General features: G+C 66.8%; 9 protein-coding genes, 1 tRNA gene and 1 pseudogene. 7 read left to right on the forward strand and 4 right to left on the reverse strand.

Going from position 1 to position 11,321, the window contains the following annotated elements; genetic code table 11:
* Window positions 1-51 precede the first annotated feature (51 nt).
* Window positions 52-1,146, forward strand: coding sequence for a redox-regulated ATPase YchF (gene ychF / locus K343_RS0116240; protein WP_028008973.1), 1,095 nt, complete (start codon window positions 52-54; stop codon window positions 1,144-1,146).
* 81 nt (window positions 1,147-1,227) lie between these two features.
* Here ychF and K343_RS0116245 read toward each other — a convergent pair whose 3' ends face one another.
* The 4 genes from K343_RS0116245 to K343_RS0116260 all read right to left on the reverse strand — a co-directional run bounded on the left by K343_RS0116245 (window position 1,228) and on the right by K343_RS0116260 (window position 6,166).
* Window positions 1,228-4,464 (reverse strand): efflux RND transporter permease subunit, encoded by a 3,237-nt coding sequence (locus tag K343_RS0116245; protein WP_028008974.1) that lies wholly within the window; start codon window positions 4,462-4,464, stop codon window positions 1,228-1,230.
* Window positions 4,461-5,537 carry an efflux RND transporter periplasmic adaptor subunit gene (locus K343_RS22565; protein ID WP_161628910.1) on the reverse strand — a complete coding sequence of 359 codons (1,077 nt, stop codon included), beginning with the start codon at window positions 5,535-5,537 and terminating at the stop codon, window positions 4,461-4,463. Before K343_RS22565 ends, K343_RS0116245 begins: the two co-directional genes overlap by 4 nt.
* Window positions 5,538-5,551: 14 nt before the next feature.
* Window positions 5,552-5,779, reverse strand: coding sequence for a YgaP family membrane protein (locus K343_RS0116255; protein ID WP_043112965.1), 228 nt, complete (start codon window positions 5,777-5,779; stop codon window positions 5,552-5,554).
* Between the two features lie 69 nt (window positions 5,780-5,848).
* Complete coding sequence (locus K343_RS0116260; protein ID WP_028008976.1) at window positions 5,849-6,166, reverse strand: ArsR/SmtB family transcription factor; 318 nt, start codon at window positions 6,164-6,166, stop codon at window positions 5,849-5,851.
* Window positions 6,167-6,334: 168 nt separating this feature from the next.
* On the opposite strand from K343_RS0116260, the gene K343_RS0116265 reads away from it, so the two are divergent.
* From K343_RS0116265 to K343_RS24175, 6 genes and pseudogenes are all read left to right on the forward strand, one after another.
* The gene (locus K343_RS0116265) at window positions 6,335-7,609 is read left to right on the forward strand and encodes an NAD(P)/FAD-dependent oxidoreductase (RefSeq protein ID WP_028008977.1); all 1,275 of its coding nucleotides are present in this window, start codon (window positions 6,335-6,337) and stop codon (window positions 7,607-7,609) included.
* 18 nt (window positions 7,610-7,627) lie between these two features.
* The gene (gene trxC, locus K343_RS0116270) at window positions 7,628-8,065 is read left to right on the forward strand and encodes a thioredoxin TrxC (RefSeq protein ID WP_028008978.1); all 438 of its coding nucleotides are present in this window, start codon (window positions 7,628-7,630) and stop codon (window positions 8,063-8,065) included.
* A gap of 50 nt (window positions 8,066-8,115) precedes the next feature.
* On the forward strand, window positions 8,116-9,411 hold the full coding sequence (locus K343_RS0116275; RefSeq protein ID WP_161628911.1) for a TolC family protein: 1,296 nt from the start codon (window positions 8,116-8,118) through the stop codon (window positions 9,409-9,411).
* Between the two features lie 152 nt (window positions 9,412-9,563).
* Window positions 9,564-10,808, forward strand: a complete 1,245-nt coding sequence (locus K343_RS23635; RefSeq protein WP_051278602.1) for an SAM-dependent methyltransferase — start codon at window positions 9,564-9,566, stop codon at window positions 10,806-10,808.
* Window positions 10,799-10,875 (forward strand) — tRNA-Met (locus K343_RS0116285). Before K343_RS23635 ends, K343_RS0116285 begins: the two co-directional genes overlap by 10 nt.
* A 72-nt stretch (window positions 10,876-10,947) precedes the next feature.
* A pseudogene (locus K343_RS24175) lies at window positions 10,948-11,163 on the forward strand (ATP-dependent helicase C-terminal domain-containing protein); the annotation flags it as partial.
* Window positions 11,164-11,321 lie beyond the last annotated feature (158 nt).

Raw genomic sequence — 11,321 nt, forward strand, 5'->3', positions numbered from 1 at the left:
CCCTAGCCTCTTTCCCGACCGGAAAGAGGAAACCAGGACTGAAGGACTTTTATGGGCATCAAATGCGGCATCGTCGGCCTGCCGAACGTCGGCAAATCGACGCTCTTCAATGCGCTGACCAAGGCGCAGATCGCTGCCGAGAATTACCCGTTCTGCACCATCGAGCCGAACGTTGGCATCGTCGGCGTACCGGACCCGCGCCTCGATGCGCTGTCCGTCATCGTCAAGCCGCAGCGTGTGCTGCCGGCGGCGGTCGAGTTCGTCGACATCGCCGGCCTCGTCGCCGGCGCCTCGAAAGGTGAAGGCCTAGGCAACCAGTTCCTCGGCCACATCCGCGAGACCGACGCGATCGCGCACGTCACGCGCTGCTTCGACGATCCGGACGTCATTCACGTCGCCGGCAGCCCCGACCCGATCCGCGACATCGAAGTCATCAATACCGAACTCGCGCTCGCCGACCTCGACAGCGTCAGCAAGGCCGCCGACCGTGTCGCCAAGACCGCGAAGTCCGGCAACAAGGAAGCGCTCGCCAAACTTGACGTGCTCAAGCGCGTGCAGGCGCACCTCGACACCGGCGCGCCGGTACGCTCCCTCGCGCTCGATGCCGAAGAGAAGCTGCAGCTGCGCGACCTGCATCTGATCACCGCCAAGCCGGCGCTGTACATCGCCAACGTCGACGAGGCGGGCCTGAAGCAGGGCAACGCGTATCTGACGCGCGTGCAGGAATATGCGGCCAAGGAAGGCGCGCAGGTGGTCGCTGTCTGCGCCGCGATCGAAGCCGAGATCGCTCAGCTCGACGAAGCCGACAAGCTGGAGTTCCTCAAGGACCTCGGCCTTGCCGAGCCGGGCCTCAACCGCGTGATCCGCGCCGCGTACTCGCTGCTCGGCCTGCAGACCTACTTCACTGCCGGCGTGCAGGAAGTGCGCGCGTGGACGGTCAAGATCGGCGCCACCGCTCCGCAGGCGGCCGGCGTGATCCACACCGACTTCGAGAAAGGCTTCATCCGCGCCGAAGTGATCGCTTACGAGGACTTCATCCAGTACAAGGGCGAGGCCGGGGCCAAGGAAGCCGGCAAGTGGCGCCTCGAAGGCAAGGAGTACATCGTCCAGGAAGGCGACGTCATGCACTTCCGCTTCAACGTCTGAGCGCGCGAAACCCGTAGCGCGCAAACGACAAAGGCGCGGCACCGGTCATCCGGTGCCGCGCCTTTTTTGTTGCCGCGCGTTCTACGGCGGCGCCGGCGCGGCCTCGGCCTTGCGGTAGTGATAGGCGTAGTAGACGACCGGGATGACCAGCAGCGTCAACACCGTCGACACCAGCAGACCGAAGATCAGCGACACGGCGAGGCCGCCGAAGATCGGATCGTCGATGATGAAGAAGCCGCCCGCCATCGCCGCCACCGCAGTCAGCGCGATCGGTCGCGCGCGAATCGCGGCGGCATCGATCGTCGCCTGCTGCAGGGGCTTGCCCTCGCGCACTTCCTGCTCGATGAAATCGACCAGCAGGATCGAATTGCGCACGATGATGCCGGCCAGCGCGATCATGCCGATCATCGACGGCGCCGTGAACTGCTGCCCTAGCAGCGCGTGCCCCGGCATGATGCCGGCGATGGTCATCGGGATCGGCGCCATGATGATCAGCGGCAGCGTGTACGAACGGAACTGCGCGACCACCAGCAGGTAGATCAGTACCAGACCGACCGAGTACGCGATGCCCATGTCGCGGAAGGTCTCGTAGGTGACCTGCCACTCGCCGTCCCACTTCAGGCTCCAGCGGGTCGGATTGTCCGGCTGCCGCGTCAGCAGCTGCTCGATCGGTGCGCCGTCGATCGGCATCTTGCCAAGCTCGGCGGCGATCGTGCGCAGTCCGTACAGCGGGCTGTCGGTGCGACCGGCGACGTCACCGGTCACGTAAACGACCGGCAACAGATCCTTGTGGAAGATCGTCGGCTCGCGCGAGCTCGGTCGCAGCTGCACGAATTCCGACAGAGGCACCAGCGCGCCGCTCGCCGCGCGCAGGCGCAGCGCCCCGAGCACATCCGGATCAGCGCGCTCGGCCGGCGGCAGCTGCAGGCGCAGCGGCACGGCGACGCGCGCCTGCTCGTCGTGCAGCCACGACAGGTCGCGTCCGCCGACCGCGGCCGCGATCGCCGCCGTCACCTGCTGCTGGCCGATGCCGAGCTGCGCTGCGCGCACGCGATCGACCTGCGCGACCAGCTTCGGTTGCGGCGCGACGATCGAATCGTCGATGTCGACGACATCCGGCGTCGCCGCGAACACGTCGCGCACCTTGCGCGCGACGTCCTGCTGGCGCGCGTAGTCGAGGCCGTAGATCTCGGCAACCAGAGGCGCCTGCACCGGCGGGCCCGGCGGCACTTCGACGATGCTGACGGTTGCACCAAGCTTGGCACCGATCGCCGCCAGCGGCGCGCGCGCCGCCAGCGCGATCTCGTGCGATTTGCGGTGCCGCAGATGCTTGTCGAGCAGGTTGACCTGGATATCACCCTGGTAGGGCGCGCTGCGCAGGTAGTACTGGCGGACCAGGCCGTTGAAGTTGATCGGCGCGGCGGTGCCGGCGTAGATCTGGTAGTCCGTGACCTCGGGAATCGTCTGCACGTAGTCGGCCAGTGCGTCGAGCACGCGCGCGGTCTGCTCGAGCGGCGTGCCTTCCGGCATGTCGACCAGGACCTGGAACTCGCTCTTGTTGTCGAACGGCAGCATCTTGAGGATCACCGCCTTGAAGCCGACCAACGACACCGAGGCGGTGATCAGCAGCAAGAGCACGAGCAGCAGCCGCACGCGCTGGCCACGGCCGTCGCGGCCACGCAGGAACGGCGTCATCACGCGCGTGAAGAACGCACGCAGGCGCTGCGCGGTGCGGTCCTCGCCAGGGGCGTGGGCATGCTCCGTCTTCAGGAACAGGCGCCGGTACAGCCATGGCGTGAAGACGAAGGCCACCGCCAGCGAGATCAGCATGCCGGTCGAGGCGTTGATCGGAATCGGCCGCATGTACGGCCCCATCAGACCACTGACGAAGGCCATCGGCAGCAGCGCGGCGATGACGGTGAAGGTCGCCAGGATGGTCGGACCGCCAACCTCGTCGACCGCTGCCGGAATCGCGTCGGTCAGCGATTTATGGCCGAGCATCATGTGCCTGTGGATGTTCTCGACGACGACGATGGCATCGTCGACGAGGATGCCTATCGAGAAAATCAGCGCGAACAGCGACACACGGTTCAGCGTGAAGCCCCAGGCCCAGGACGCGAACAGCGTGATCGCCAGCGTCGCGACCACCGCGGTCCCGACCACGATCGCCTCGCGGCGACCGAGCGCGAACAGCACCAGCACGATCACCGAGGCGGTCGCGAAGATCAGCTTCTTGATCAGCGTCTGCGCCTTGTCCTGCGCGGTGACGCCGTAGTTGCGCGTCACGCTGACATGCACGTTGTCGGGAATGACGATGCCGCGCTGCGCGGCGAGCCGCGCCTCGAGCGCGGCGGCGACGTCGACCGCGTTCTCTCCCGGCTTCTTGCTGACGGTCAGCGTCAGCGCCGGCACGCGCGCGGCGGTGGTCGCGGCGTCGCGCGCCGGACCGCCGCCGAACTTGGCGTAGCGCGCCGGCCAGTCGGCGCCGGCGTGCACCTCAGCAACGTCGCGCAGAAATACCGGCGCGCCGTTCTTGACGCCGACCACGACCGAGGCCACGTCTTCCGGCGTCGCCAGAAAAGTTCCGGCCTGCAGCAGGGTCTCGTGATTGTCGCGCACCAGACTGCCGGCTTCGAGGCTGGTATTGGCGGCGGCCAGCGCTTTCTGTAAATCATCGATCGCCAGGCCGTAGGCGGCGAGCCGCTGCGGATCGAGCGCGATGCGCACCACGCGATCCGGGCCACCGATCGTCGTCACATTGCGCGCGCCGGGCACGCGTTGCAGCTCGTTCTCCAGCGAGCGCGCGACGCGCAGCAACGCGTCGCTGTCGACGGTCGGATCGTCGCTCCACAGCGTCGCCGCGAAGATCGGCACGTCGTCGATGCCCTTCGGCTGAATCAGCGGCGGCATCACGCCCGCGCCCTGTGGCAGGCGGTCGGCGTGCTGATAGAAGGCGTTGTAGAGACGCACGATCGCGTCGGTGCGCGGCTCACCGACGCGATAGCGTACGGTCAACAGGGCCATGCCCGGCTGCGACGCCGAGTAGATGTGCTCGACGCCGTCGATCTCGGCAACGATCTGCTCGGCCGGCCCGGTCACCAGCGACTCGACCTCCTTCGCCGACGCGCCCGGGAACGCAATGAAGACATTGGCGAAGGTAACGTTGATCTGCGGCTCTTCCTCGCGCGGCGTGACGATCACCGAGAACAGGCCGAGCAGCAGCCCGGCCAGCGCCAGCAGCGGGGTGATTTCAGTCGTCAGGAAACGCCGTGCGACGCTGCCCGATATGCCGAGGCGCCGATCTTCGCCGGGCGTCATGAGCCGTGTTCCGGAGCCAGTTGCTGCTGATAAGCCGCGGCCGCTGCGATCGGATCGGCGGCGACGCGTTCGCCGGCCGCCAGGCCGGCATAGACCGGCACACGACCGTCAGCGCCGGCCTCACCGACGCGCACATAGCGCAGGCCGACCCGCTGCTGCGCGTCGACCACGTAGACCGCATCGAGCTCGGCGCGCCGCACCAGCGCCGATTGCGGCACGGCCAGCTGCTCGCGCTCGCCGGCGGCGAAGGCGAACTTCACGAGCGTACCCGGCGCCAGGGTCTGGCCGGGCAACGCGGCGAGTACGCGGTAGCTGCGCGTCGTCTCGTTGGCGCTCGGCGGAATACGCAGCGCGCCGGCTGTCGGCGCCGAGCCGTCGGCAAGAATCACGCGCACCGTGGTCGCGCTGCGCAGTGCGGCGATCGCCTGTTGCGGGATGTCGGCGGCGACACGCAACGCATTGGGCGCCAGCACCGTGATCAGCGGACGGCCGACGCCGACCGCCTCACCAAGCTCGACCTCGCGGCGCACGACGATGCCATCGTACGGCGCACGCACTGCCGTGTAGTCGGCCTGTTCGCGCGCCTGCGTGAGCTGGCCGCGGGCCGCCTCGACGCGCGCGCGCGCGGCATCGGCATCGGCCTTGGCGCGGTCGTATTGCGCCTTGGCCACTAGCTTGCGTTCGAACAGGTCGCGGATCCGTTCGTACTGCAGCGCCGATTCGCTCGCGCGCGCTTCGGCCTCGGCGAGTGCCGCAGCAGCGCTGCCGGCCTGCGCGTGCTGCTCGGTCGCGGTCAGACGCACGAGCACATCGCCTTGCCGGACAGGGTCGCCGACATCGAACGGCAGGGCGACGATGCGCCCCGCCGTCTGCGCGGCGATCGTCGCCTGACGCTCGGCCTCGATGACCCCGTCGAAACGCAGCTCCTGCGCCGCCTGCGCGGGCGCTAGCGCAATCGTCGCCAGCGCGGCACCGGCAGGCGCCCCGACCGGGGCGGAAGTCTGCCGATCGGAACAGGCCGTCAGCGCAAGACCGACAGCCAGCCAAAGGCTGTAGCGGAGCGGCGGCTTCATCATGGCCGGCGAACTCAGTTGGACTTCGGCGCGCAGCGGAAGGCAGCGCCTTCCGGCACACCGAGCGCAGCGAGAATTTTCGCCAGCGGGCAGAAGCCGGTGAACGAGGCCTGCAGCATGTTGGCGCCGACGAAACCGGTCAGCCACAGCCAGTACGGCGAATGCAGATAGGCCAGCACCGTGCCGGCCAGCACGAAAATGCCGGCAACACGGAACACCAGGCGGTCGATACTCGTCTTCATCGCAATTTCCTCCTGACAGCATTTTTGTTGCAGCTTGCGGCGCAGCTATGCTGCGCACACTGACATCGGTCAATCCCTGCCGCAGTAGACGCCGTGCAGGGCCTCGATCACGGCCAGCGCCGGCCCGTCGGCAAGCGCGTAATAAATGGTCTGGCCTTCGCGGCGGGTGCTGACCAGCCCCTCGTCGCGCAAGCGCGCGAGATGCTGCGACAGCGCCGACTGCGACAGCCCGACGCGCGCATTGAGCTCGCCCACCGAATGCTCGCCACCGGCAAGCGCGCACAGCACCTGCAGGCGATGCGGACTGGCGAGTGCGCGCAGCAGCTGCGCCGCCTCTTCCGCGTGGGTCGCCATTTGCGCTGCCGCTTCTTCCGTTACCGCGTTCATTGGCGCTTCCGTTTCATTTAGATCTTTCTAAATTAGATTTTTCTAATATAATACTTCAAGCTGCATCGGGCAAGCCGCCACCGCTGACTCAGATCAAGGCAGTGGCGGCTCTCTTGGAACACGCTGGAGACATGCGAAGAAAGCGCATGGGCTCTGCAGGAGAAAAACATGGCTCATATCGTGGTTCTCGGTGCCGGCGTCGGCGGTATGCCGGCCGCTTACGACTTGAAGAAAACGCTCGGCGAGCATGAGGTCACGCTCGTCAATTCCAGCGAGCATTTCCAGTTCACGCCCAGCAATCCCTGGGTGACGGTCGGCTGGCGCAAGCCCGAACAGGTGATGGTGCCGATCCGCCCGAATGTCGAACGTCGTGGCATCCGCTTCGTCGCCAGCGCGGCGACCAAGCTCGAGCCCGAAGAAAACCGCCTGACGCTCGCCGATGGCACGGTGCTGACCTACGACTATCTGGTCATCACCACCGGGCCGCGCCTCGCATTCGAGGAAGTCCCGGGCCTTGGCCCCGACCAGCACAGCCAGTCGGTCTGCACGACGCCGCATGCGCTGCATGCCGCGGAAGCCTACCAAGCCTTCCTCAAGAACCCCGGGCCGGTCGTGATCGGCGCCGTACAGGGTGCGAGCTGCTTCGGACCTGCATACGAATTCGCCCTGATCGTCGACGCCGACCTGCGCAAGCGCAAGCTGCGCGACCGTGTGCCGATGACGCTGGTCACCAGCGAGCCGTACATCGGTCACATGGGCCTCGGCGGCGTCGGCGATTCCAAGGGCCTGCTCGAATCCGAGATGCGGCAGCGCCACATCAAGTGGGTCACCAACGCCAAGGTGACAGCGGTTACCGACAGTTCGGTCACTGCCATTGAGCACAACGAGCGCGGCGAAGAGCTGCGCACGCATGAGCTGCCGTCGCGCTTCACGATGTTCATTCCCGCGTTCAAGGGCGTCGACGTGGTCGCCTCGGTACCGGGCCTCTGCAATCCGCGCGGCTTCGTGCTGATCGACGAGTACCAGCGCAGCACCAAGTACCGCAACATCTTCTCGGCCGGCGTCTGCGTCGCCATCCCGCCGGTCGAGGTCACCCCGGTGCCGACTGGCGCGCCGAAGACCGGCTACATGATCGAGTCGATGGTTACCGCCATCGTCCACAACATCGACGCCGACCTGCGCGGCGAGCCGGCCGAGCACAAGGCGACGTGGAACGCGATCTGCCTGGCCGACATGGGTGACAACGGCGTCGCCTTCGTCGCACTGCCGCAGATCCCACCGCGCAACGTGACCTGGGCCAAGCGCGGCAAGTGGGTGCACCTGGCCAAGATCGCGTTCGAGAAATACTTCATCCGCAAGATGAAAACCGGTGACACCGAGCCCATATACGAGAAGTACGTGCTGGGCGCGCTGGGGATTCTGCGCCTGAAGCGACCGTCCTGACTCGGAGCCAACACCGCCATGAGCGACACCGTTCACGTCGTCTGTCCGCACTGTCACGCCGTCAATCGCCTGCCGCGTACGCGGCTCGGCGAGCATCCGAACTGCGGGCAATGCCATCAGCTACTGTTCGACGGCCATCCGGTCGAACTCGATCAGCGCAGCTTCGCGACGCACGTGGGCCGCAGTGACGTGCCGGTGGTCGTCGACTTCTGGGCGCCGTGGTGCGGCCCCTGCCGTGCCATGGCGCCGACCTTCGGCGCCGCCGCTGCCCAGCTCGAGCCAGCGGTACGGATGGCCAAGCTCAATACCGAGCAGGAACCCGGTCTGGCATCGAACTTCGGCATTCGCAGCATTCCGACGCTGGCGATCTTTCGCGGCGGGCGCGAGGTCGCGCGGCAGTCCGGCGCTCTACCGCTGCCGCAACTGCTGGCGTGGATTCGCCAGCACGCGCAATGAGGCCGCCGATGCAGAGCACGCGACACGAGGCCGAAGCTGATACTCCCTCCTTGTCCGCCGGACTTGGCCTGCGCACCCGCCTCGCGGCGGCGCTGGCGCTCGCGCTCGCCGGACTGCCGGTAGCGCATGCGTCGGAGCTCGGCGAACTGCTGCAACAGACGCTGACGCACCCGAGTATCGAAGCGCGCGCGCAGGACACCCTCGCCGCGCGCGAAGCGCTCGCCGCGCAAACCTCGCGCTACTTCGGCGGTGGCGCCGCCTATGCCGACGTGCAGCGCTACGATGAAGCGCGCTTCACGGGCGTGCTGACGTCCGCGTCGCTGGCCAATCCCCCATTCGCGCGCGACCAATATCGCTACGGCGTCAGCTACAGCCTGCCGATCGATGTGTTCGGCGCGGTCGCCGCAGCGCGCTCGCGCGCCAAGCAGGATCTCGCTGTCGCCGAACTGGCTGAACGTCAGGCCGCTCTGCTCAAGCTGCATCAGGCGACCAGCGCTTACGTCGAGCTGCAGGCCTTGCAGCGCAGGCTCGCGGCCCTGCGCGTGCAGCGTGAGCGCATTGCGCTGACCGCCGAACGCGTGCGCCGCGAGGTGGAAATCCAGCAGTCCTCGCAGCTCGATCAGCATCTGATCGAAAGCGAGCTGGCGCGTCTGCAGGCTGACGAAGCGCGGCTGCAGGCAGCGGTCGGCGCCGCCGAAGCCACGCTGAAGGAGGCGAGCGGCCATGAAGGCACGATCCACGATGCCGATACGCCGATCCCGGCCTGGCCGCTGAAACGTGAGGCGACGCTGCCGGAGCACAGCGCCGACGCGCAGGGTGCCGCCGCCGAGGCGCAGGCGCGCGAAGCATGGCGCCGCCTGTGGCCGTCGCTGAGCGCAGTCGCCGACTACACTCATTTCGACGGCCGTTACGAGGGCAGCGCCAGTGCCGAGCCGGATACCTGGAGTGTCGGCGCCCGCATCAGCATTCCGCTCGACGCCTCTGCCGTGCGTCAGGCGCGCGCCGCCAGCGCTCAGGCCGAAGCCGCCGCGCAGGAGCGCCTCGCCGTGGCCCGTGAAGCCGAGCGCCAGCTGAGCAGCCTGCACGCAAGCTACGACAGCGCCATGGCTGACGCCGAGGCCCTACAGCGCGAAGTCGAGTACCGCGAGGACGTCGTGCATACACAAAGTGAGTTGCAGCGCGTTGGCCTGAAGTCGCTCGAAGACGTGCTGCACAATGAACGCGACCTGCAGGACGCCATCGCCCGGCTGGCCGCGGCCCGCGCCCAGGCCGTCGCTGCGTGGTCGGCCGCCGCCGTGCTGCGTGGCATCGGGGACGAGCAGTACATCGCATCCTTCCAGCGCTGAAGGCTTGCGACGGCACGGTGGGCGCCGGGCGACCGTCGTGCCGCTTTTTTGTATGATCGAGCCGCGGGCGCCGGCGACCGGCGCTCGCTCGAGGTTCCAGCAGGACCCAATCGCTAGACCGGATCGCAACGTTCGGAGGCACGATAATGTCCATGCAACCCCTGCTCGATCTGCTCGGGCGAGGCTTCGGCGGCGGCACGATCGAGTTCATCGCGCCTGACGGCAGCGTCTGCACGCTCGGGCACGGCGCGCCCAGCGCGCAGGTGCAGCTGCGCGACGCAAACGTGCTGCGCCAGATCCTGATGCGCCCGGCGCTCAAGTTCGGCGAGACCTTCATGGATCACGGCTGGGAGCCGGCCGACGGCGACTTGCTTCGCGTGCTCGAAGTCGGGGTCAAATTCGAGGAAGAACTCGAACAGCGCATGAAGGGGCGCCGCTTCCGGACCTTGCTCGCACAGCTTCTCGAACTGAACACCCCCCTGGCTTCGCGCCACAACGTCGAACACCACTACAATCTCGACGCCGACCTGTACCGGCGCTTTCTCGACGAGGGAATGTTCTATTCCTGCGCATACTTCGCGCGCCCCGAGATGACGCTCGAAGAGGCACAGCGAGCCAAATGCGAACTGATCGCACGCAAGCTCGACCTCAAGCCCGGCATGCGCGTGCTCGATATCGGCTGCGGGTGGGGCGGGCTGGCGATCCATCTCGCGCAACACCACGGCGTAACGGTCACCGGCATCACACTGTCGAGTGAACAACTCGGCGTTGCCCGGCAGCGCGTCGAAGCACTCGATCTCGGCGGGCAGATCGAGCTGCGGTTGCAGGACTATCGCGAGGTTGACGGCCGCTTCGATGCTGTCGTCAGCGTCGGCATGTTCGAGCACGTCGGCCGGCCGCAATACCCCGCCTTCTTCCGACGTGTGCATGAGCTGCTCGCGGTCGATGGCACCGCGCTGCTGCACACGATCGGTCGCATGACGCCGCCGGGAGCCGGGAATCCCTGGATTCGCAAATATATCTTTCCGGGCGGCTACATCCCGGCAGCCTCGGAAGTGTTCGCGGCGATCGAGCCGACAGGTCTTCTCGTCACCGACTGCGAAACCTGGCGCCTGCACTACGCCCTGACGCTGCGTGAATGGAACCGCCGCTTTCAGGCTCAGCGCGCGCACTTCGCCGAACGGCTCGGCGAACGCTTCTGCCGTCTCTGGGAGTTCTATCTGGTCGCCTGTGAAGCGTCATTCCGATGGGGCAATCTCTGCGTCTTCCACCTGCAGATGACGCGCAAACTCGAACGCCTGCCGCTGACCCGGGACTACCTGTACGACGAAGATCCAGGAACTCTCGACGCGGCAAGCGCTTTTCCCTACAATGCGCGGCCCACCGTGGTGATGTAGCTCAGACGGTTAGAGCGCGGCACTCATAATGCTGAGGTCGGTGGTTCGATTCCACTCATCACCACCAATCCTTTCAACGCCCAACCCTTCCGGTTGGGCGTTTTCGTTTCAGCGTTCACGACTCCGCTTCTGCGCACCTTCGCCGACCGTCGATGGCGGGCGCACGAAAGTCGTTCTGCATTTGCTGTCACCCGCACAGCGGCCGATCGCGGTGACACAGGACCTCGCAGGTTTCTGGACGCGAGGCTACGCCGAAGTGCGTAAAGATCTGCGTGGCCGCTATCCGCGGCATCCGTGGCCTGAGGACCCGCGCACGGCGATCCCGACCCGACGCGCAAAGCCGCGCGGGACGTAAGGTCACGGTTCTGAGCATGTAGCGCCCGGGCGGGGATCGACGCGCAACAAAAAACCCCGATGCATTGGCATCGGGGTTGTTTGTGTTTAAGACCCTGGCAGTGTCCTACTCTCACATGGCAGCTGCCACACTATCATCGGCGCTGAGTCGTTTCACTT

The sequence above is a fragment of the Solimonas flava DSM 18980 genome (assembly GCF_000426685.1).
Classification (GTDB): Bacteria; Pseudomonadota; Gammaproteobacteria; order Nevskiales; family Nevskiaceae; genus Solimonas; species Solimonas flava.

What these genes read in the sequence shown, in the direction of transcription:
- ychF (WP_028008973.1), top strand. Translation starts at nt 52, where the DNA reads ATGGGCATCAAATGCGGCATCGTCGGCCTGCCGAACGTCGGCAAATCG.
- K343_RS0116260 (WP_028008976.1), bottom strand. Translation starts at nt 6,166, where the DNA reads ATGAACGCGGTAACGGAAGAAGCGGCAGCGCAAATGGCGACCCACGCG.
- K343_RS22565 (WP_161628910.1), bottom strand. Translation starts at nt 5,537, where the DNA reads ATGAAGCCGCCGCTCCGCTACAGCCTTTGGCTGGCTGTCGGTCTTGCG.
- K343_RS0116255 (WP_043112965.1), bottom strand. Translation starts at nt 5,779, where the DNA reads ATGAAGACGAGTATCGACCGCCTGGTGTTCCGTGTTGCCGGCATTTTC.
- K343_RS23635 (WP_051278602.1), top strand. Translation starts at nt 9,564, where the DNA reads ATGCAACCCCTGCTCGATCTGCTCGGGCGAGGCTTCGGCGGCGGCACG.
- K343_RS0116265 (WP_028008977.1), top strand. Translation starts at nt 6,335, where the DNA reads ATGGCTCATATCGTGGTTCTCGGTGCCGGCGTCGGCGGTATGCCGGCC.
- trxC (WP_028008978.1), top strand. Translation starts at nt 7,628, where the DNA reads ATGAGCGACACCGTTCACGTCGTCTGTCCGCACTGTCACGCCGTCAAT.
- K343_RS0116245 (WP_028008974.1), bottom strand. Translation starts at nt 4,464, where the DNA reads ATGACGCCCGGCGAAGATCGGCGCCTCGGCATATCGGGCAGCGTCGCA.